At 68.6% G+C, this 21,188-nt stretch carries 19 protein-coding genes; 8 read left to right on the forward strand and 11 right to left on the reverse strand.

Annotated elements, in window-relative coordinates; all coding sequences use genetic code 11:
- Positions 1 to 412: 412 nt before the first annotated feature.
- Complete coding sequence (locus tag ACY48E_RS02605) at positions 413 to 2,950, forward strand: ATP-dependent Clp protease ATP-binding subunit (RefSeq protein WP_462870526.1); 2,538 nt, start codon at positions 413 to 415, stop codon at positions 2,948 to 2,950.
- A 64-nt stretch (positions 2,951 to 3,014) separates the two neighbouring features.
- On the opposite strand, the gene ACY48E_RS02610 is transcribed toward ACY48E_RS02605, so the two are convergent.
- Complete coding sequence (locus ACY48E_RS02610; protein WP_462870529.1) at positions 3,015 to 5,252, reverse strand: NADP-dependent isocitrate dehydrogenase; 2,238 nt, start codon at positions 5,250 to 5,252, stop codon at positions 3,015 to 3,017.
- 162 nt (positions 5,253 to 5,414) lie between these two features.
- Positions 5,415 to 5,993 (reverse strand): TIGR03086 family metal-binding protein, encoded by a 579-nt coding sequence (locus ACY48E_RS02615; protein WP_462870531.1) that lies wholly within the window; start codon positions 5,991 to 5,993, stop codon positions 5,415 to 5,417.
- Between the two features lie 95 nt (positions 5,994 to 6,088).
- Here ACY48E_RS02615 and ACY48E_RS02620 point away from each other — a divergent pair, with 95 nt between their 5' ends.
- On the forward strand, positions 6,089 to 7,039 hold the full coding sequence (locus ACY48E_RS02620) for a helix-turn-helix transcriptional regulator (RefSeq protein ID WP_462870532.1): 951 nt from the start codon (positions 6,089 to 6,091) through the stop codon (positions 7,037 to 7,039).
- Here ACY48E_RS02620 and ACY48E_RS02625 read toward each other — a convergent pair.
- Positions 7,026 to 8,006 carry an NAD(P)-dependent alcohol dehydrogenase gene (locus ACY48E_RS02625; protein ID WP_462870533.1) on the reverse strand — a complete coding sequence of 327 codons (981 nt, stop codon included), beginning with the start codon at positions 8,004 to 8,006 and terminating at the stop codon, positions 7,026 to 7,028. The two genes, ACY48E_RS02620 and ACY48E_RS02625, sit on opposite strands and share 14 nt — an antisense overlap.
- Before the next feature lie 162 nt (positions 8,007 to 8,168).
- Between ACY48E_RS02625 and ACY48E_RS02630 the strand changes: the two genes are divergently transcribed.
- Positions 8,169 to 8,603: an OsmC family peroxiredoxin gene (locus ACY48E_RS02630; protein ID WP_462870534.1), complete on the forward strand. Its 435-nt coding sequence runs from the start codon at positions 8,169 to 8,171 to the stop codon at positions 8,601 to 8,603.
- Positions 8,600 to 9,250: a DsbA family oxidoreductase gene (locus ACY48E_RS02635; RefSeq protein ID WP_462870536.1), complete on the forward strand. Its 651-nt coding sequence runs from the start codon at positions 8,600 to 8,602 to the stop codon at positions 9,248 to 9,250. The genes ACY48E_RS02630 and ACY48E_RS02635 overlap by 4 nt, the downstream gene beginning before the upstream one ends.
- Positions 9,251 to 9,319: 69 nt before the next feature.
- Here the strand turns inward: ACY48E_RS02635 and ACY48E_RS02640 are convergent, their stop codons facing one another.
- The 3 genes from ACY48E_RS02640 to ACY48E_RS02650 form a co-directional block, all read right to left on the reverse strand.
- Positions 9,320 to 9,616, reverse strand: a complete 297-nt coding sequence (locus tag ACY48E_RS02640) for a hypothetical protein (protein ID WP_462870537.1) — start codon at positions 9,614 to 9,616, stop codon at positions 9,320 to 9,322.
- A 459-nt stretch (positions 9,617 to 10,075) separates the two neighbouring features.
- On the reverse strand, positions 10,076 to 11,473 hold the full coding sequence (locus tag ACY48E_RS02645) for a serine hydrolase (RefSeq protein ID WP_462870539.1): 1,398 nt from the start codon (positions 11,471 to 11,473) through the stop codon (positions 10,076 to 10,078).
- An 88-nt stretch (positions 11,474 to 11,561) separates the two neighbouring features.
- Entirely contained in the window at positions 11,562 to 11,870 is a 309-nt protein-coding gene (locus ACY48E_RS02650; RefSeq protein WP_462870540.1) for an antibiotic biosynthesis monooxygenase family protein, read from the reverse strand.
- 33 nt (positions 11,871 to 11,903) lie between these two features.
- Between ACY48E_RS02650 and ACY48E_RS02655 the strand changes: the two genes are divergently transcribed.
- Positions 11,904 to 12,725, forward strand: a complete 822-nt coding sequence (locus ACY48E_RS02655) for an alpha/beta fold hydrolase (RefSeq protein ID WP_462870542.1) — start codon at positions 11,904 to 11,906, stop codon at positions 12,723 to 12,725.
- On the opposite strand, the gene ACY48E_RS02660 is transcribed toward ACY48E_RS02655, so the two are convergent.
- On the reverse strand, positions 12,657 to 13,535 hold the full coding sequence (locus ACY48E_RS02660; RefSeq protein ID WP_462870544.1) for an HhH-GPD family protein: 879 nt from the start codon (positions 13,533 to 13,535) through the stop codon (positions 12,657 to 12,659). The two genes, ACY48E_RS02655 and ACY48E_RS02660, sit on opposite strands and share 69 nt — an antisense overlap.
- Before the next feature lie 25 nt (positions 13,536 to 13,560).
- A complete protein-coding gene (locus ACY48E_RS02665) occupies positions 13,561 to 15,369 on the reverse strand; it encodes an APC family permease (RefSeq protein WP_462870546.1) in 1,809 nt (602 codons plus the stop codon).
- Between the two features lie 141 nt (positions 15,370 to 15,510).
- Between ACY48E_RS02665 and ACY48E_RS02670 the strand changes: the two genes are divergently transcribed.
- Both ACY48E_RS02670 and ACY48E_RS02675 read left to right on the forward strand, forming a co-directional pair.
- Positions 15,511 to 16,224: a carbonic anhydrase gene (locus ACY48E_RS02670; protein ID WP_462870548.1), complete on the forward strand. Its 714-nt coding sequence runs from the start codon at positions 15,511 to 15,513 to the stop codon at positions 16,222 to 16,224.
- 67 nt (positions 16,225 to 16,291) lie between these two features.
- Positions 16,292 to 17,041, forward strand: coding sequence for a hypothetical protein (locus ACY48E_RS02675; RefSeq protein ID WP_462870549.1), 750 nt, complete (start codon positions 16,292 to 16,294; stop codon positions 17,039 to 17,041).
- Between the two features lie 14 nt (positions 17,042 to 17,055).
- On the opposite strand, the gene disA is transcribed toward ACY48E_RS02675, so the two are convergent.
- The 3 genes from disA to ACY48E_RS02690 all read right to left on the reverse strand — a co-directional run bounded on the left by disA (position 17,056) and on the right by ACY48E_RS02690 (position 20,327).
- The gene (gene disA / locus ACY48E_RS02680; protein WP_462870550.1) at positions 17,056 to 18,141 is read right to left on the reverse strand and encodes a DNA integrity scanning diadenylate cyclase DisA; all 1,086 of its coding nucleotides are present in this window, start codon (positions 18,139 to 18,141) and stop codon (positions 17,056 to 17,058) included.
- A 54-nt stretch (positions 18,142 to 18,195) separates the two neighbouring features.
- Entirely contained in the window at positions 18,196 to 19,629 is a 1,434-nt protein-coding gene (radA, locus tag ACY48E_RS02685) for a DNA repair protein RadA (protein WP_462870551.1), read from the reverse strand.
- 113 nt (positions 19,630 to 19,742) lie between these two features.
- Positions 19,743 to 20,327: a copper chaperone PCu(A)C gene (locus tag ACY48E_RS02690; protein ID WP_462870552.1), complete on the reverse strand. Its 585-nt coding sequence runs from the start codon at positions 20,325 to 20,327 to the stop codon at positions 19,743 to 19,745.
- 364 nt (positions 20,328 to 20,691) lie between these two features.
- Between ACY48E_RS02690 and carD the strand changes: the two genes are divergently transcribed.
- Positions 20,692 to 21,180 carry an RNA polymerase-binding transcription factor CarD gene (gene carD / locus ACY48E_RS02695; protein ID WP_462870553.1) on the forward strand — a complete coding sequence of 163 codons (489 nt, stop codon included), beginning with the start codon at positions 20,692 to 20,694 and terminating at the stop codon, positions 21,178 to 21,180.
- Positions 21,181 to 21,188 lie beyond the last annotated feature (8 nt).

Below are 21,188 nucleotides of genomic sequence, written 5' to 3' on the forward strand. Positions count from 1 at the left end.
TTTCGGTAACACCGCGGAAACATTTAGTGCCGTTTGCGTAGCTACCCGTTCGACTGCGTAGCTACCCATACGGGTCCCCAGCTACCCGTCCCCAGTCCCGGCCGACGCACCCGGTGGCGGCCCGCTCGCGGCGTTCGCCGGCAGCGGACGGTGAGACGGTAACGATTGCCGTCGCCACGCCGTTGATCCCTGCAGACGGATCGGAGCCGGTCCTCACCTGGTGACGGTGTTCGCACCGAATCGAGGAGGGGTTTCGCCTCGAGCGGAAAACCGGCCGGAGGCAGGGCACCCGGTGGGCCCGGCACCTAGACTGGCGGCGGGATAGTGGATCCGCTCACCGGTTCTACTTTTCGGCGGGTGAGACTCGGACATCAGGTCCGCGATCTGCCTGTCACGAACGTGAGGGAGAACGATGTTCGAGAGGTTTACCGACCGCGCACGGCGCGTCGTCGTCCTGGCCCAGGAAGAGGCCCGGATGCTCAACCACAACTACATCGGCACGGAGCACATCCTGCTGGGCCTGATCCACGAGGGTGAGGGCGTGGCGGCGAAGTCTCTGGAGTCGCTCGGCATTTCCCTCGAGGGTGTCCGCAGCCAGGTCGAGGAGATCATCGGCCAGGGCCAACAGGCGCCGTCGGGTCACATTCCGTTCACTCCCCGTGCCAAGAAGGTCCTCGAGCTCAGCCTGCGGGAGGCACTGCAGCTCGGACACAACTACATCGGCACCGAGCACATCCTGCTGGGCCTGATCCGCGAGGGTGAGGGCGTGGCGGCGCAGGTGCTGGTCAAGCTGGGGGCCGACCTCAACCGGGTGCGTCAGCAGGTCATCCAGCTGCTCTCGGGTTACCAGGGCAAGGAGCCCAGCGAGTCCGGCGGTGGCCGCGGCGAGTCGGGCACCCCGTCCACCTCCCTGGTGCTCGACCAGTTCGGCCGCAACCTCACCCAGGCCGCACTCGAGGGCAAGCTCGACCCGGTGATCGGGCGCGCCAAGGAGATCGAGCGCGTGATGCAGGTGCTCAGCCGCCGCACCAAGAACAACCCGGTGCTCATCGGCGAGCCCGGCGTGGGCAAGACCGCCGTGGTGGAGGGTCTGGCGCAGGCCATCGTCAACGGCGAGGTGCCCGAGACGCTCAAGGACAAGCAGCTCTACACCCTCGACCTGGGTTCGCTGGTGGCCGGCAGCCGCTACCGCGGTGACTTCGAGGAGCGCCTGAAGAAGGTGCTCAAGGAGATCAACACCCGCGGCGACATCATCCTCTTCATCGACGAGCTGCACACCCTCGTCGGCGCAGGTGCCGCCGAGGGTGCCATCGACGCCGCGTCGATCCTCAAGCCCAAGCTGGCCCGCGGCGAGCTGCAGACCATCGGCGCGACCACCCTCGACGAGTACCGCAAGTACATCGAGAAGGACGCCGCCCTCGAGCGTCGATTCCAGCCGGTGCAGGTCGGTGAGCCGTCGGTGGAGCACACCATCGAGATCCTCAAGGGTCTGCGCGACCGCTACGAGGCGCACCACCGCGTGTCCATCACCGACGGCGCGCTGGTGGCCGCGGCCACCCTGGCCGACCGGTACATCAACGACCGCTTCCTGCCGGACAAGGCCATCGACCTCATCGACGAGGCGGGCGCGCGCATGCGCATCCGCCGGATGACCGCGCCGCCGGACCTGCGCGAGTTCGACGACAAGATCGCCGACGCCCGCCGGGAGAAGGAATCCGCGATCGACGCGCAGGACTTCGAGAAGGCCGCCAACCTGCGGGACAAGGAGAAGCAGCTCGTCCAGCAGCGCGCCGAGCGGGAGAAGCAGTGGCGCAGCGGTGACCTCGACGTGGTTGCCGAGGTCGACGACAACGAGATCGCCGAGGTTCTGGGCAACTGGACCGGCATCCCGGTGTTCAAGCTCACCGAGGAGGAGACCACCCGTCTGCTCCGCATGGAGGACGAGCTGCACAAGCGCATCATCGGTCAGGTCGAGGCGGTCAAGGCCGTGTCCAAGGCGATCCGACGCACCCGCGCCGGACTCAAGGACCCCAAGCGCCCGTCGGGCTCGTTCATCTTCGCCGGCCCGTCCGGTGTGGGTAAGACCGAGCTGTCGAAGGCGCTGGCGAACTTCCTCTTCGGTGAGGACGACGCGCTGATCCAGATCGACATGGGCGAGTTCCACGACCGGTTCACCGCATCGCGTCTGTTCGGTGCGCCCCCCGGCTACGTGGGCTACGAGGAGGGCGGCCAGCTCACCGAGAAGGTGCGCCGCAAGCCGTTCTCGGTGGTTCTGTTCGACGAGATCGAAAAGGCGCACCAGGAGATCTACAACACCCTCCTGCAGGTGCTCGAGGACGGCCGCCTCACCGACGGTCAGGGTCGCACGGTCGACTTCAAGAACACCGTGCTGATCTTCACCTCGAACCTGGGCACCTCCGACATCTCGAAGGCCGTGGGTCTGGGCTTCTCCTCCGGTGAGGGCAACAGCTCGAACTACGAGCGCATGAAGCTCAAGGTGCACGACGAGCTCAAGAAGCACTTCCGTCCCGAGTTCCTCAACCGCATCGACGACATCGTGGTGTTCCACCAGCTCACCAAGGACGAGATCATTCAGATGGTCGACCTCATGCTGGGTCGCGTCGAAGGTGCGCTGAAGAACAAGGACATGGCCATCGAGGTCACCGACAAGGCCAAGGCACTGCTGGCCAAGCGCGGCTTCGACCCGGTCCTCGGTGCTCGCCCGCTGCGCCGCACCATTCAGCGTGAGATCGAGGACCAGCTGTCGGAGAAGATTCTCTTCGGTGAGGTCGAGCCCGGTCAGATCGTGCTCGTCGACGTCGAGAACTGGGACGGTGAGGGCTCCGGTGAGGACGCCAAGTTCACCTTCCGCGGTGAGAAGAAGCCGATCAGCGTTCCCGACGAGTTGCCCGTCGACCTCGCCAAGTCCGGCGAGGGCAGCGAGCAGTAACAGCCGGCGCGAGAAGGCCCGCACCCCGATCGGGGTGCGGGCCTTTCTTGCGTAACTCCGTGGGTCAGGCGGTGACGGAGGCGAGGGCGGCGTTGAAGGTGGCGCTGGGGCGCATGACGGCCGCAGCCTTCTCGGGGTCGGGGAAGTAGTAGCCGCCGATGTCGACCTGCTTGCCCTGAGCACCGTTGAGCTCGCTGAGGATGGTCTCCTCGTTCTCGGCCAGCGACGCGGCCAGGGGAGCGAACTGCGCGGCCAGCGCCGGATCCTCGGTCTGCGCGGCCAGCTCCTGCGCCCAGTACAGGGAGATGTAGAACTGGCTGCCGCGGTTGTCGAGCTCACCGGTGTTGCGCGAAGGTCCCTTGCTGTTCTCGAGCAGGGTTCCGGTGGCGGCGTCGAGGGCCCTACCCAGGATGCGAGCGCGCGGATCGCCGGTCTTCTTGCCCAGGTCCTCGAGGCTCACCGCCAACGCCAGGTACTCGCCGAGCGAATCCCACCGCAGGTGGTTCTCCTCGATGAGCTGCTTGACGTGCTTGGGTGCCGAGCCGCCCGCACCCGTCTCGTACAGACCACCACCGGCCATCAGCGGGACGATGGAGAGCATCTTGGCGCTGGTGCCGAGTTCGAGGATGGGGAACAGGTCGGTGAGGTAGTCGCGCAGGATGTTGCCGGTGGCACTGATGGTGTCGAGCCCGCGCACCACCCGCTCGAGGGTGTACCGCATGGCCCGCACCTGGGACATGATCGAGATGTCCAGACCCTCGGTGTCGTGATCGGCCAGGTATGTCTTGACCTTGGTGATCAGCTCGTTCTCGTGCGGGCGGTACGGGTCGAGCCAGAACACCACGGGCATACCTGAATCGCGGGAACGTTCGACGGCCAGCTTGACCCAGTCGCGAATCGGGGCGTCGCGCACGATGCACAGTCGCCAGATGTCGCCCTGCTCGACGGTCTGGGTGAGCAGCACCTCGCCGGTCTCGAGGTCGGTGATGTTGGCGACGCCCGCCTCGGGAACCTCGAAGGTCTTGTCGTGCGAGCCGTACTCCTCGGCCTTCTGCGCCATCAGCCCCACGTTGGGCACCGTGCCCATGGTGGTGGGATCGAACTGGCCGTTGGTCTTGCAGAAGTTCACCATCTCCTGGTAGATCCGCGAGAACGTCGACTCGGGGTTGACGGCCTTGGTGTCCTTGGGTCGACCGTCGGCGCCGTACATCTTGCCGCCGGAGCGGATCATCGCCGGCATCGAGGCGTCGACGATCACGTCGGACGGGGAGTGGAAGTTCGAGATACCGCGCGCGGAGTCCACCATCGCCAACTCGGGGCGATGCTCGTGGCACTTGTGCAGGTCGTCGACGATCTCGTCGTGCTTGGACGCGGGAAGGGTCTCGATCTTGGCGTAGAGATCGGACAGGCCGTTGTTGACGTCGACACCGAGCTCGTCGAACAGCTCGCCGTGCTTGGCGAAGGCCTCCTTGTAGAAGGTGCGCACGGCATGGCCGAACACGATGGGATGCGAGACGCGCATCATCGTGGCCTTGACGTGCAGGGAGAACATGATGCCCGTCTCGAAGGCGTCCTCCATCTGCTCCTCGTAGAAGGCGATCAGCGCCTTCTTGGACATGAACATCGAGTCGATGACGTCGCCGTCGAGCAGGGACACCGACGGCTTGAGCACGAGGGTCTTGCCGGAGTCGGTGAGCAGTTCCATCTTGACCTTGCGGTCGCCGGTGACGGTGGTGGACTTCTCGCCGTGGTAGAAATCGCCCTCCCGCATGTGCGCGACGTGCGTGCGCGAGGCCATCGACCAGGCGCCCATGCTGTGCGGGTGGCGGCGCGCGTACTCCTTGACGGCCTTCGGTGCTCGTCGATCGGAGTTACCTTCGCGCAGAACAGGATTGACCGCGCTGCCCAGGCACTTGGTGTAGCGCTCGCGGATCACCTTCTCGTCGTCGGTCCGCGGAGTGTCCGGGTAGTCCGGCACCGGGTAGCCCTTGTCCTGCAGTTCCTTGATGGCCGCGCGCAGTTGCGGAACCGACGCGCTGATGTTGGGGAGCTTGATGATGTTGGTGTCGGGGTTCTGGGTCAGGCGACCGAGCTCGGCCAGGTTGTCCGGCACCCGCTGATCCTCGGCGAGGTGGTCGCTGAACTCGGCCAGGATGCGCGCGGCCACCGAGATGTCGGTGGGCTCGATGTTGATGTCGGCCGCACCCGCGAACGCCCGCACGACGGGCAGGAACGCGTGCGTGGCCAGCATCGGCGCCTCGTCGGTGAGCGTGTAGAAGATGGTCGGCTTGTCTGCGGTCATGTGTCGCCTTCGCCTCGAATTCGTGGGCCGGGTCGGCCCGGTGCTCGGCCCACCGGTGTTCCGGCGACCGTCTCACCCCTGGTCTCTGGCTGCCGAGGCGCACGTTCCGAGCGACCCGACAACGCTTCCAGATTAGTGCGCCGAGCCCTGGCGTGCGGGGCTTCACCGCACCCATCCGCTGGCGGAGCGTCCCGACCAGTTGGCCAGGCGCTCGGTGGGCCCGGCCACCGGCGACGGGGTGACCGCGGCGTCGAACGGTATCTCCGCTCCACGATGGTCGGCGGGCAACGCCGGGCGGAAATGCTCGAGGATCGTCTCGGCCAGCACAGGATCTGCCTCGCATGGTTGACCCGTCGCGACGGCCAGATCCCACCCGTGGACCAGCGTCTCGTTGATGTAGGTGATGACGATCGCGCGCGCCGGGGCCGACGCCCACGGCAGGGTGACGATCTCGTCCAGTCGAGTCTCGTCCGACCACGCGTCGACGGTCTCGGCCACGGCCGCCCGCAGGTCACCGACGGGGTCGACGAGATCGGGCAGGTCGACCGAGATGGCCATCGGGTCCTCCCGCCGCCCGATGGCCCCGAGCCGGCGGGTGGCCCCGACGGTGTGGCCGATCAGTGCCCGGACGTCGAACTCCGAGCACGGCGTGGGCAGCGACAGGGCGCTCGCGTCGACGGCGTCGGCCACGCCGAGCAGCCAGGTGGATGCGTCGCGGTAGAGGGGGCGGGGATCGATCACGGTGGGCTCCTTCGGTTGATGTGATCAGCAGCGAACAGCACAATCACGACACCGTCTATCAGGTTTTCTCGTCCAATTTGTGGGACCGTTGTGGGGTGCGCGCCGACCGCCTCATCTCGCTGGTTCTGCTCCTGCGCCACCGTGGGCAGCTCTCCGCCGCCGAACTTGCCGCCGAACTCGAGGTCACCGAACGCACGGTGCTCCGCGACATCGACGCGCTCTCGACCAGCGGCTTCCCGGTGTACTCGATCAGGGGTCGCGGCGGCGGCTTCGCGCTGCTGCCCGGCTTCACCACCGACCTCACCGGGCTGTCCCTCGACGAAGCCCGCGCCCTCTTCGCCGGCGGTGCATCGGGCGACATCGGGCTGAGCGGTGCCTTCGGGTCGGCGATGCGCAAGGTTGCCTATGCCCTGCCCGGGCCGCACCGTGCCGAGGCGCTCGCGCTGGCCGACAGGATTCTCGTGCAACCCGAGGGGTGGCACCCCCGCACGGCCTCACCCCATCTGGGCGTGGTGCTCGAGTGCGTTCTGCACGGGCGGCGACTGCGCATCGACTACACCTCTCCCCGCCGGCAGAGCCGTGCGCGCGTGATCGATCCGCTCGGGCTGGTGCAGTCCGGTGATCACTGGTACCTGTTGGCCCTGCACGACGGCGAGGACCGCACGTACCGCCTCTCGCGCATCGACGAGGCCGTCGCACTCGACGAATCGGCGCGCCGGCCCGCCACCGTCGACCTCGCCGCGAAATGGGACGCGGCGCGAGCGGAGTTTCGCGACCGCGGCATCGTCGCCGTTCTCGCCGTGGACCCGGCGTCGAGAAACGAGGTGGCGGCAGCGGTGTCGGCGGTGCTCGACGAGAGAACCGACGGCTCCCGCGTGGTGATGCGCGTCGTCCTCGGGGACCAGCAGCACGCCCTCGCCGTTGCGTGGGGTTTCGCCGAGCGGGTCGACATCCTCGATCCGCAGCCGCTGCGCGCCGCGGTGGCCGAGCGTGCTCGGCACCTGATGGCCACCTACGAGTCGACCACCCCGGTCAGCCGAGGGTGAGCACGATCTTCCCGCGCAGGTGACCGGCACGCAGTTCGGTGATGGCGTCGGCGGCCCGCTCGAGCGGGAACTGTGCGTGCACGGCGGGGGTCAGGTGCCCGTCGGCCACCAGCGCCACGAGGGTGGCGACGTCGGCTGGGGTCTCGGTGCTGAACAGTCCGCGCACGCGCTGCCCGGCCAGGCGTGCGGCGGGGCGGGAGAGTTGCTCGCGTCCGAAGCCGCCGAGCAGGCGACCGCCTCCCTCACCGCCGACCACCACGAGTGTGCCGCGGGGAGAGAGGATTCGGCGCATGTGGCGCACGGGTCGTCGTCCGGCGGTGTCGATGACGACGTCCCAGTGTCGGCCCGTCGCGGTGACGTCGGTGCGCGTGTAGTCGATGCAGTCGGCGTCGCCGAGTTTGGTCAGCAGATCGGCCGCCTCACCCCGGCACACAGCCGTCACCGTCGCGCCTCGGTGGGCGGCCAGCTGCACCGCGAGGTGCCCGACTCCACCGGCGGCGCCGACGACGAGCACAGTGGTGCCCGGCGGGCAGGGCTCGCCCAGACCGGCGGCGCGCAGGGCTGCCAGGGCCGTGCACCCGGACACCGGCAGGGTGGCCGCGGTGGCGTCGTCGACGGTGTCCGGCAGCGCGGTGAGCCGGTCGGCGGCCACGGCGACGGAGTCGGCGAAGGCCCCCGGCGCCGAGCCCACCACGCGATCGCCCACCCGCACGCCGCCCACACCCTCGCCGACCGTGCGCACCACCCCGGCGAAGTCGGTGCCCAGGCGCGGGTTGCGTGGAGCGCGCAGGCCGAAGGCCAGTCGGCTCATCAGGGGCAGCCCGGTGAGGATGTGCCAGGTGTCCTGTCCCACCGAGGCGGCGCGCACGTCCACCACCACCTCACCGGCGAGCGGACGTGGTGTGTCCACCTCCCGCATCCTGATCTCCGATGGATCTCCGTAGTTCTCGCGCACGATCGCTCGCATGGTCGGTCCTCTCCCGGGTTCGTCGAATGGACCGACCGTAGGTGCGGCGCGGGGGCGCCCACATCGGGGATGACCCTGATCTCTCCCCGGATCATCCACCCGCGGACCCCTGAGAATCCGTAGCATCGAGGGCGACCTGCTTCACAGACGAAAGGACTTTCGATGCCCACACGGACAGCGCGCACGGCCTGGAACGGCACCCTCGAGCAGGGGGCGGGTCAGGTGGAACTGAGCAGCTCCGGCGCGGCCACCTTCGACGTCTCCTTTCCCAAGCGCGCCGCCGACGACGCCGACGGCACCACCAGCCCCGAAGAGCTGATCGCCGCTGCGCATTCGGCGTGCTACGCCATGCAGCTCTCGGCCGTCATCGCCGAGGCGGGCGGGACGCCGGAGAGCCTCGATGTGTCCGTCGACGTCTCCCTCGGCCCGGACACCGTCGGGTTCAAGCTCACCGGCATCGCCATCACCCTGCGCGGCGAGGTGACCGGGCTCGACGAGGCCGGCTTCCTGGCGGCGGCGCAGACGGCCAAGGAGACCTGCCCGGTGTCGAAGGCCCTCACCGGCGTCGAGATCACCCTGGACGCCGCGCTGGAATGAGTGCCGGCACGGCGATCGCCACGATCGAGGTGTGGTCCGACGTCGCGTGCCCCTGGTGCTACATCGGGCGTACGCGGTTCCTGCGTGCACTCGGGCGGTTCCCTGGACGGGACCGGATCGAGGTGGTCTGGCGGGCCTACCAACTCTCGCCCGACACCCCGGTCGGTGCGCGTCGCTCGGAGGTCGAGGCGCTGATGGAGCTGCGCGGCATCACCCGCGAGCAGGTGATGCAGATGTTCGATCAGGCCGCCCGCGCCGGTGCCGCCGCGGGCGTCTCGCTCGACTTCGACACGGTGATCGCCGCCAACACCTTCGATGCCCACCGATTGATCGCGATGGCCGGTGAGCATCGAGAGGCGTTGATGGACAATCTTTTCCGTGCCCACTTCGAACTCGGGAAAGTGATCGACGACCGCGACGTGCTGGTCGAGATCGCTGTCGAATCCGGCGTCGACGACGGGGTGCGCGCGAGGCTCGAGACCGACGAGGCCGTCGCGGAGGTGACGGCCGACCTCGAGGACGCTGCGGCGCTCGGGGTGACGGGTGTGCCGTTCTTCGTGGCGAACCGGCGGGTCGCTGTCTCGGGTGCACAGCCCGAGGACATGTTCGCGCAACTCTTCACACGGGCCCTCGCGGACGTGGGGTGAGGGCGCATCAGCGCAGCAGCCCGAAGGCTCATCGGCATCGCGATCACCCTGGACGCCGCGCTGGAACGACTACTTCACAGAGCGCTCACTACTGGCAGATCCGAAACGCTGGAACGCTGCCTGGCGGGTGGTATCGAGCGCAAGTCCTATGACGGCCCAGGAGTCGCCGGCCTCGCGTGCCGCGGTGACCGCTGCACGTAGTTCTGCTTCGGCGTCGGCGACGCTCTTGCGTGCGGCGATGATCCGGCGCAGGTTCTTTCCGTCGCGGGCGTCGTGTGCGTTGGGATCGAGTGCGTCGAGGCCGGTGATGTCGGTGTCGGTGTGTTTGGTGGTCTGCGTGTGGTGCGCCGAGTTCGTGATGTCCACGTGTAAATCATGCCTTTACGGAAAGTGATGTCAATGGTGCCTTGACACTCTGCTTGGGGGAGGTGGCTCGTCGCGCGGACGGCAACGGAACGCTGCGAATCTACATCCGTGGTCCCCGACGCTGTCGGTCGTGCTCCACGACCGGGTCGTCCGGGGTGAGGGTTGGTCGGAACCGCTTGTGATGGGCGTGTTTCGTTGGTGGCCGCATCGACGGGTCGACCGGCAGGAGACAGTGGCATGGAGAGCGCGATCGAGTGAACGGTGTGGGCAGTGAACTCTGCGGGTAGTGGCGGATCGCAGGTGGTTCGGATTCGCATGGCCTGGAGTGTTGCATCGCGTACCGACAGATTGTGTTGCGCTGCAAAGGGTTGACGGTGGAACCGTGCGTGTACCTCTGCGTGGTGATGAACAGCCGTCAGATCGATATGTGGGCCCTCGCGGACGTGGGGTGATGGCGCGTCAGCGCAACAGCCCGAAGGCTGCAGTGGCGAGCCCGCTCACGTAGACCCCGTCGAGTGTGCCGATGGGCTGTTGGGACTGCAATTGCCAACTGAGCGACCACAATTGGCCCGACGCGTCGCGCGCCACCCAGGACTGCGCGAACTCGCCCGGCAGGCTTCCACCCTTGTAGCCGACGTACGGCCACTGCGCGGAGTCGAGTTGTACGGACGGGTTGATCGCCAGGATGCGCAGCACCTCTGCGGACTGCGGGCCGGAGGTGAGGGCGGCGTACGCGGCGCAGATGTCCCCGGCGGTGGCGTACCACCCGACCCCGTCGGCGGTGGCGGGTGAGGTGGCGAGAGCGTTCACGTCCAGGTCCAGCGGCCGGGTGTCGGTGGAAGCGAGGATCTGCCGTCGCTGCTCGGTGTCGGCGGTGCGCCAGGCGTCGCGCAGATTCGGCAGTCCCCACCCCACCAGGAACACCTCCCGCGTGGTGGGGAAGGGCACCAGCGACGCCGGATCGCTCGCTCCCATCAGCGCCACCTCGTTCTCCACCGCAGCACGACCCAGACGGGTGATGAGCAGATCCGCCGCGGTGTTGTCGCTGATGGAGATCATGTTCTCGGCGGCCTGCCGCACCGTCACCACCGTGCCCGCAGGCAGGTTCTGGTAGGTGCCGGACGGCGCGCTCTTGACGGCGTCGGTGATGGTGAGCGGCTCGTCCCAACCCACGGTCCCGGCGTCGACCGCACGGGCCAGGGCGCCGAGTACGTACAGCTTGAAGATCGAGCCCAGCGGCAGACGCGCGCCGGGGTTGGTGGCGTACACCGGCTCACACACCCCGCCGGTGATCCGCGAGGCCTGCACGGAACTGACCACCCCGAGAGCGGAGATGTCGCCGCTGATGTCACGCCACGAGCCGACGGGCGGTTCGACGGGCCGGGCGAGCAGCCCGGCAACCGTGCCGCCGGGCCCCACGGCAACGTTGAGTGTGAGCGGGGCGCCGCGGCGGGTGGTCACTGCAATCTGCGCCTGATCTCCGCGCTCGGTGAACCCGGCGACGCTGAACGGGCCGCTCGCGGTGAAGGAAACCAACGCCTCGTACAAGCCGTCGGGTCCGGTGGCGGCGGCGAACTCCGGACCGACCGCCGCGCCGATGGCTGCCCTGTCGAGAGTGGCGGGATCGGAATTGATCCACCCCAAGATCCTGCGGGAGAGGTCACCGACTGCGCTGGTGGAGGTGGTGAGCGGATCTCGCTGCGGCCCCGATGCCTCCGTGGTGGGGGCGGCGGGTTGCGCGGAGTCCTGCGGGGCACCGGACTCGAGCCGCGGATCCACGCCACCGCACGCCGTGAGTGCGACGGTCACGGTGACCATCGCAGCCGCGAACGCTGTTCGGCCGATCCTTCGATGCATGTGCGCGATCCCCGTCCAGGTCGGCCCTCACGAGCCGGTGCGACTCGCAGGTGGCGAGTTTACCGACCGGTACGCGGCGGCGAACCCGTCAGGCCGACGGCTTCGCGTCGAGCACCACCTCGAACTCGAGCAGCGACGCGCCGGACGAGACGGGGTTGGCGCGCTCACCGGCGTGCGCGGCGATGGCCGGGCCCGACGACCACGCCTGGAACGCCTCCTCGGTTTCCCACTGGGTGACCACGAAATAGCGGTCGTCGCCCTTGACCGGGCGCAGCAACTGGAAGCCGAGGAAACCCTCGGTGCCGTCGACGGTATGGGCGCGGTTGGAGAAGCGCTTCTCGAGCTCGGGGCCGGCGCCCTCGGGTACGGAAATTGCGTTGATCTTCACGACTGCCATGGGTCCCAGAATACGCGCGCCTACCCTGAGGTGATGGTGACCGACCACGGCGGCGACGGCCCGCCCATCGTGCTGGTGCACGGGTTGATGGGACGCGGGCACACCTGGCGGCGGCAGGTGCCGTGGCTACGCGAGTTCGGGCGGGTGCTGACGGTGGACGTGGCGGGCCACGGTCGCCCGGCGCCCACCGAACTGACCGCCGAGGCGTTCGTGGCCGACCTGGCGAGCCTGCTCGACGGCATCGACCCCGCCGTGGTGATCGGGCACTCGATGGGCGCACTGCACGGATGGGGTTACGCTGCAACGTATCCGGATAGGGTGACCGCGCTGGTGGTGGAGGACATGGCACCGGATTTCCGCGGCCGCACCGCCGACGGGTGGGCGGCACTCATCGCCGCCTGGCCGCAACCGTTCCCCTCCGAGGCTGCGGTGGTGGAGTACTTCGGAGATGTTGCGGGACAATACTTCCTGGATTCCTTCGAGCGCACAGGGGACGGGTATCGGCTGCACGGGGACCCCGAGACCTTCCGGGCGATCTCCGACGAGTGGGGCAGGCGGCACTTCTGGGAGCAGTGGGACTCGGTGCGGTGCCCGAGCCTGCTCATCGAGGCCGAGCACACCATCACCCCACCCGGCCAGATGACGGACATGGCAGCGCGCCACAGCGATTCGCTGTACGTGCGGGTGCCGGGCGCCGGGCACCTGGTGCACGACGAGCAGCCCGAGGCCTACCGGGCGGTGGTGGCGCACTTTCTGCGTAGGGCTGACATCTCCGCGAACGGTTCCTCAGCCCTCACCGGCGAGGGCGAAGAGGCCGTCGGGTGTCTGCTCGACCAACCCGTCGCCGAGCAGTGAATCGAGCGCCCGTTCGCGCTGACCGGGATCGGTGAGCCACACCAGATCCAGCGCCGACTTCGCCACCGGGCCGGGCGCCCCGCGCAGCACGTCCATGAGCTTGCCGCGCACCTGGCGATCGGTACCGGCGAACTTCTGCGCCGTGCGCACCGGCCCCTCGTGCGCCGGGCGCCCCGCTGCCACCCAGGAACAGCTCTCGATCACCGGGCACCGCCCGCACTGCGGGGTGCGTGCGGTGCAGATCAGCGCACCGAGTTCCATCAGCGCTGCGCTCACGGTGGTGGCGCGGGCAACATCGGTCGGGAGCAGCGCCTCGGCGTCGGCGAGATCGCGCGTGGTGGAGGGATTGGCCGGCTCGGCCAGGCCGTGCACGCTGCGCGCGATCACCCGTCGAACATTGGTGTCCACCACCGGAACACGCCGGCCGTAGGCGAAGCACGCCACGGCGCGGGCGGTGTAGTGCCCGATGCCCGGGAGGGTGAGGAGGGTGTCCACGTCGTCGGGCACCACGTCGCCGTGCTCGGCGGCCAACACACCCGCGCACTCGTGCAGTCGCAGCGCGCGCCGGGGGTAGCCGAGCTTGCCCCACGCCCGCAGAACGTCCGCCGGACTCGAGGCGGCCATCGCCGAGGGCACCGGCCACCGCTGCACCCAGTCCACCCAGATCGGCGCCACCCTGGCCACCGGGGTCTGCTGCAGCATGATCTCGCTCATCAGGATCTGCCACCCGCTGACGCCGGGCTCCCGCCACGGAAGGTCGCGGGCCTCGTCGGCGAACCACGACACCAGAGCGTCGACGTCGATCGGCATAGGCGTCAGGTTACCGACGCCGCCCTCACACCCGCGACGGCGCGGAGTCGATGCGCACCGGAACCTGGCACACCGCGGCGTGGCTGTGTTCCCGGAGCTCGTCGGCGATCTCGTGGCGGCGCTGGGTGGGCAGGAAGCGGTGCCACGCGGTGCTCGGATCCACGGTCGCCACAACCACCATCACCGTCTCCTTGGCCAGGTACACGCGAATGTAGCGGGCGATCGAGCGGCCCACCGAGTGCTCGGTGTCCTCGAGCAGCACCAGACCCACGCCCGGGTAGCGCTCGGACCAGGTTCGGGCGAAATCACCGGCCCTCTCGCCGGGCCGGCACACGTGCACCGCCGTGATGTGGTCGCTGAACGCCGTCGCCGTGGACAGCGCGACATCGGTGAGGCGAGTGAACTCCGAGACCGCGACGAAAACGGAGGTGTGCTGACCGATCATGCGAGGCTGCCGTTCTGTTCGGGCGTCGGCGGCGAGCCGACTGTCGATATGGGCGTACGCGGACTGCACTGCCTGCATCAGCAGCACCAGTGCGGGGACGGCGAGCACGATCAGCCACGCGCCCTCGGTGAACTTCATGACCGTGGTGACCACCAACGCGACGAGCGTGAACACGGCGCCGACGCCGTTGAGCCAAGCGCGCCAACGCCATCCGGCGGTGCGCTCGTCCAACCAGTGCTTGACCATCCCGGCCTGCGCGAGCGTGAACCCGATGAAGACGCCGATGGCGAACAGCGGTACGAGCGTGTTGGTGTTCGCGCGGGACACGGCCAGGACCACTCCAGCGATCACGGCCAGAGTCATCACGCCGGACACGTAGACCTCGCGGCTGTTCTGACGGCCCAGGCGGTGTGGCAGGGCATTGTCGTCGGCCAGCACGCGCATCAGGACCGGCAGGCCACCGAACGAGGTGTTCGCCGCCAGCGCAAGGAGTATCACCGTGGAGAACTGCACCACGTAGTAGGCGATGCCCGACCCGAGCGAGGCTTCGGTGACCTGGGAGAGCACCGTGGTGCCGTCCACCGGGCGAATGCCGAACTTCTCGATCAGCACCGCCAGACCGATGAGCATCGCCGACAGCAGCATCCCGAGCGCCACCAGGGTGCGCTGGGCGTTGCGCACCGCCGGGGAGCGGAAGCTGGGTACGGCGTTGGCGATGGCCTCGACCCCGGTCAGTGCCGCGCACCCGCTCGAGAATGCTTTGAGCAGCAACAGAATTCCGATGGTCCCGGCATTGGTGGCCACCGCCTCGGCGCTGCGCACCGAACTGGCCGGGTCGGTGCGCAGCAACCCCACCACCACCACGGTGAGGATGCTGCCGACGAACACGGCGGTGGGCAGCATGAACGCGCGCGCCGAGTTCGCGATACCGCGCAGGTTCAGTGCCGTGATCCCCACCAGGATGGCCAGTGCAATCCACACCGTGTACGGCAGGAGCTCCGGGAACGCCGACGTGAGCGCAGCGACGCCCGCGGCGATGGAGACCGCGACATTGAGGGTGTAGTCGATGATCAGCGACGCGGCCGCCACCAGCGCCGGGCGCTTGCCGAGCCGACGAGAAGCCACCGCGTACGCACCGCCGCCGTTGGGGTACGCGGCGATCACCTGCCGGTACGACGCCACCAGCACCGCCAGAAGAGCCGCGATCGACAAGGTCACCGGCACGGTGAACCCGAGACCCGCACCGCCCGCCACAGCCAGAACCAGCACGATGGCCTCGGGTCCGTAGGCAACCGACGCCATCGCATCGAGCGAGAGACCCGCCAGACCCGTCGTGACCGTCAACTTGTGACGTGATCGCGCGTGGGTGAGCGGCTCGGATCTGTTCATGAGTGCGATCGTCGACCGGACACCAGTGCCCGGCACCGATCTTGACGCGTTCCTGACGTACCCGCCCCCAATCCTGACGCTCACCCGCGCGCGGTGGTGACGCCTCGCACACCCGTCGTCGCCCGGGGTTTAATGACGGACATGTCCGAATTCGAGTACACGAAACCGTCCACCCCGGCCGAGGCCTGGGCAGTGATGCGTGAGGGCAACCGCCGCTTCGTCGAGGGGCGCCCCAACCATCCGAGCCAGGGTGTCGATCACCGAACCGCACTGGTTGCGGGTCAACATCCGCACGTGACCCTCTTCGGCTGCTCGGATTCGCGCGTGGCCGCCGAGATCATCTTCGATCAGGGTCTCGGCGACATGTTCGTGGTGCGCACGGCCGGGCAGGTGGTCGACTCGTCCGTCCTCGGGTCGATCGAGTTCAGCGTCGAGGTGCTCAACGTGCCGCTCATCGTGATCCTCGGCCACGACAGCTGCGGCGCCGTGAAGGCCACCATCGACGCGATCGACAACGGTGCCGTACCGGGCGGCTTCATCCGCGACATCGTCGAGCGCGTCACCCCGTCGGTGCTCAACGCGCACCGGCTCGGCTACCGCAAGGTCGACGACATCGAAGCTCGACACGTGCTCGAGACCGGCAGGCTGCTGGCCGAGCGGTCGACCATCATCGATCGCCGCATCAAGGACGGCAAGCTGGCGATCGTGGGACTGACCTACAAGCTCGCCGACGGCGAGGTGGAGTTCCAGGGCGCTCTCGGCGACGTGGGTCCCATCGACGAGGTGGTGACCGACCGCACGGAGGCGGGCGACCTGCTGACCACCAGTGCCGGCTCCGCGGACCAGCCGCACTAGGGGGAAGGCCGGCGACACGCCGCCCTACGTCCACCCGGGCCGCCCGCGCCCGACCTACGGTTGAACCGTGCTCGAGCCACAGGGACCACTGCCGCCGGAGATCTACTGGCGGCGGCGTGCGCTCGCGGCAGGCGGTGTCGTCGCCCTCGTGGTGATCATCGTGGTCGCGGTGGTGTCGCTGACCGGTGGGTCCGACAGCCCGTCGTCTCCTGCAGCCGCGACCACCGCACTGGCCAACCCCTTCCCGACGCCCACAACACCCACCCCGTCAGCCGGGGGCTCGGGGACCGGCGGGGGATCGGGTGGCGGGTCGGGCGCCGCCGGATCCGCCGACAGCTCGGGCGGTTCCGGTGCCGCGGCCTCCGGATCCGCGCCCGCCTCGGGCGCTGCACCGGCCCCGGGCGCTGCGCCCGCGGCCGTTCCGCCGGGACAGTGCTCGGATCAGTCGCTGGCAGTGAAGGTCTCGTCGGACCAACCGACGTACGCGCCGGGCGTCGAACCCACCTTCACCGTGGTGATCACCAACATCTCCTCGGCGCAGTGCTCTCGTGACCTCGGCTCGGGGATGCAGCAGGTTCTGGTGTTCACCCTTGACAACCGACGTCTCTGGTCCAACATCGACTGCTTCCCCGCCGCATCACCCGATGTCCGCTCGCTCGCGGCCGGCCAGCAAGCCACGTTCGCTGTCAAGTGGTCGGGAACCACATCCGAGCCCGGCTGCACGGCGCCGCGCACCCCGGTGACGGCCGGTGGCTACTCGGTGATCGGCCAACTCGGCGAGATCCGCAGCGCACCGGAAACCTTCAACCTGTCCTGATCGCTCCCGCGTGGTCAGTCGAACGGGCCCGGGATACTGGATTCGGCCATCCGCGAGAGACTTTCGCGAACGTGGCGGGCCCACAGACCGCCGATCCCGTCCACGGACTGCAGGTCCGCCGCCGTCGCGGCCAGCAGCGCCTGCAGTGTGCCGAACGAGACGACCAGCTTCTGAACCTGCCCCAGCTGCAACCGCGGTACCCGCGCCAGAACGCGGTACCCGCGCGGACTCATCGGGGTGTCGAGGCCCTCGATGGTCGACGGGTGCCCGAGGGCGCGGGCGATGACCGTCAGATCCAGCAGATCGGTGTCGGTGAGGCTGTCGAGAAGCTCGAGAGTGCGCTCGACATCGCCGGAATCGGGCGGCTCCGTGCTGTTGAGATAGTCGCGCACCACCAGCTGGCGATCGTCGTTGGTGTCACCGACCAACTCCTCGAGTTGCAGCGCCAATTGTCTTCCGTCCGTGCCCAGTTCGAGCACGTTCTGATCGATCTCGATGGACACACGACGCACCATCTCGAGCCGCTGCACCACGGTGGTGGCGTCGCGCAGGGTCACGAAATCCTCGATCTCGACCACCGAGAGCTGACGCATCACCTGATCCAGACGGGCCTTGTACCGCTCGAGCGTGGCCACCGCCTGATTGGCGCGCGAGAGGATGGTGCCCGAGCCCTCGATGACGTGACGAGTCCCGCCGACGTACACACTCACGATGCTCATCGACTGGCTCACCGACACCACCGGGAATCCGGTCTGGATGGCCGTGCGCTCGGCCGCGCGATGGCGGGTGCCCGACTCGACGGTGGGAATGGTGGGGTCCGCGACCAACTGCACGTTCGCTCGCACGATGCGTGAGCCGTCCGTGGACAGCACCACGGCGCCGTCCATCTTCGACAGCTCGCGCAGCCGGGTGGGGGCGAACTCGACGTCCAGGACGAACCCGCCGTCGCAGATCTTCTCGACGTCGTCGTCATGGCCCAGCACGATCAGCCCGCCGGTGCGTCCTCGCAGGATGCGCTCGAGTCCGTCACGCAGCGCTGTTCCCGGCGCGAGCCGCGCAATGGTCTCGCGCAGGATCGACGGCGGCGCCAGCTCGTCCACAACCCACTCCTTCGAACATGTGCGGCGCATCGTGTGCGGCGCCGCGTGGCCAGGCTACCGGTCGAGGTACTCGGCAATGCTGCGGACTTTGGTGCCGAAGGATTCGTCGAATCCCAGCTCGAACGCTCGGCCGATGTTGTCGGCCTTCTGCAGCCGCATGCCGGGCGGCGGTGAGTCGGGCATCTCGGGAACGATCGCGCGAGTGAAGCCCAGGCGTGCGGCCTCGGCGAGGCGGCGTTCGAGCCCGGGCACCGGCCTGATCTCCCCGGCGAGCCCCACCTCGCCGAGCACAACCAACCCGGGGATCAGCGGGGTGTCCCGACCCGCGGAGACCAGCGCGAGCAGCAACGCGAGGTCCGCGGCGGGCTCGGATATCTTCAACCCCCCCACGGTGGCGGCGTAGATATCGAGCTGGTGAGCCTTCATGCCGCCGCGTTTCTCCAGCACCGCCAGGATCATGGCGGTGCGCGCGGAGTCCAGACCGCTGACCGCGCGACGCGGGATACCGCCGGGTGATGGGCTGACCAGCGCCTGAACTTCCGCCGGGAGCGGCCTCTTGCCGTCCATCGTGACGGTGACGGCGGTGCCGGACGCGCGCTCGGCATGGGCGTGCATGAACAGCCGCGACGGGTCCGACACCTCACGGATGCCGCCGCCGGTGAGCTCGAAACACCCCACCTCGTCGGAAGCGCCGAAGCGGTTCTTGATTCCGCGGACCATGCGCAGCGTGGTGTGCTTGTCGCCCTCGAAGTGCAGAACCACGTCCACCAGGTGCTCGAGGGACCGCGGACCGGCCACCGCACCATCCTTGGTGACGTGCCCGATCAGCAGGATCGCCACGCCGGTGGTCTTGGCGAGCGTGGTCAGGGCCGAGACCACGGCCCGCACCTGGGTGACCCCGCCCATCACGCCGTCGACATCGGCGGCCAGCATCGTCTGCACGGAATCGACGATCAGCAGGGTCGGGCGGACCTGCTCCACATGACCGAAGATCGTCGCCAGGTCCGACTCGGCGGCCAGATAGACCTGATCGTGCACCGCGCCCGTGCGTTCGGCGCGCAGCTTGACCTGCCCGGCCGACTCCTCGGCCGTGACGTAGAGCGATCTGTCCTGCGTGCCGCGCGCCGCCCACCGGTGGACCACCTCGAGCAGCAGCGTGGACTTGCCGACGCCCGGCTCACCTGCCAGGAGCACAACCGAGCCGGGCACCACACCACCGCCCAGCACGCGATCGAGCTCGCCGATCCCGGTGGGCTTGGCAATGGACGCGGTGCTGCTGACCGAGGTGAGGGGCATCGCCGGCGACGCGGGCACCAGGGCGCCAACTCCATTGCGCAGGCCACTCGACCCCGGCCTCGACGCCACGGGTGCCAATTCGGCGACCTCGTCCATCGATCCCCAGGTATCGCACTCCGGGCACCGCCCAACCCACTTCGCAACGGTGTGCTTGCACGCCGAGCAGCGATAACTCGTCTTGGTCCTGGCCACGGCCGCAGCCTAGGGCCTGGCACCGACAGGCGGTCGGGCTACTCGCCGCCGGCCCGGGTCGGGCTACTCGCCGCCGGCCCGGGTCGGGCTACTCGCCGCCGGCCCGGGTCGGGCTACTCGCCCTCGGCCTCGGCTCCGGACTGGGAGTTCTGCACCCGCGGAACGCCGCTGGCGTCGACGGGAACGTCCACGGTGAGGGGCCCGGCGGTGGCGAAGGTGAAGGTGACCGGCACGGTGAGGCCGGGGCGCACCGCGTCGGTCAGACCCTCGAGCACTGCGGTGACCGGCGGGCTCTGCTCCGCAGGCTTGCCGGGCTGCTCGTCGGCGGAGCTGCCGGCTGCGATGGCCGTCTGCGGCTCGACGGTCAGATCCGCGCCGGCGAGGGTGACCGACGATGCGGCGCTGGTGGCGATGGAGACCAGGGTGTCCGGGGTGGTCTCGCTGATGTTGACCGCGGTGAAGGCCAACTCCGCACGCCCACCAGCACCGAGACGGAACTCCTCGGACGTCGGGAAGAGCACGTGCACGTTGCGCAGGGCGATGTTCTTGGCTGTGGTGGCGTTGCCGTTGACAGCGGCGACCTGATTCGCGGTCTGGGCGATCTGACCGGCACCACACGCAGTGAGGCTGAGCGCCACGCCCGCCGCGAGAGCGATGGCAGTGGCGACTCTACGAGTCGGGGTGGTCGCAACGATCACGGTCGTCCTCCAGTGCGGTGCCGGCCGGCGCCGGATACTCGAAAAGCAGCACCTGCCGCGCAGGCAGTGTCCACTCGGAAACAGTATCTACGCAGAGTAGTAGTCCGCGCATCGAAGACGCGTAGCGGGTCGCGTGGAATCGGTGTCGGTGGGGTGCGTAATGGTGGCGTCGACGGCGGTGGGGGTGGGGCTCGCCGTAGGGTTCTGTGACGCCGATCGCGTGAGCGCGACCACGTCCGCATGCACGTATCAGGCGTGCTGTCAACCCCTGCGCGCACGCACCTGTGCCCCTGACCTGCACCGTTGGTGTACGGGGGTGACGGTGCCGTGGTAAAGTAGGACGATCGAAAGGGGCACCGAACACATGATTTTCAAGGTCGGAGACACCGTCGTATACCCCCATCACGGGGCGGCGTTGATCGAGGCAATCGAGACTCGCACCATCAAGGGCGAGGCCAAGGAGTACCTGGTCCTCAAGGTCGCGCAGGGTGATCTCACCGTTCGAGTTCCCGCAGACAACGCCGAGTACGTCGGTGTTCGCGACGTCGTGGGCCAAGAAGGTCTCGACAAGGTGTTCCAGGTGCTCCGTGCCCCGCACACCGAGGAGCCCACCAACTGGTCTCGCCGGTACAAGGCCAACCTCGAGAAGCTGGCCTCGGGTGATGTGAACAAGGTTGCCGAGGTCGTTCGCGACCTGTGGCGTCGTGAGCAGGACCGCGGGTTGTCCGCCGGCGAGAAGCGGATGCTGGCCAAGGCGCGCCAGATCCTGGTCGGCGAACTCGCACTCGCCGAGGGCACCGACGAGGCCAAGGCGGACACCATTCTCGACGAGGTACTGGCCGCCGCGTCCTGACGGACGGC

It is taken from the genome of Rhodococcus sp. AZ1 (genome assembly GCF_054979605.1).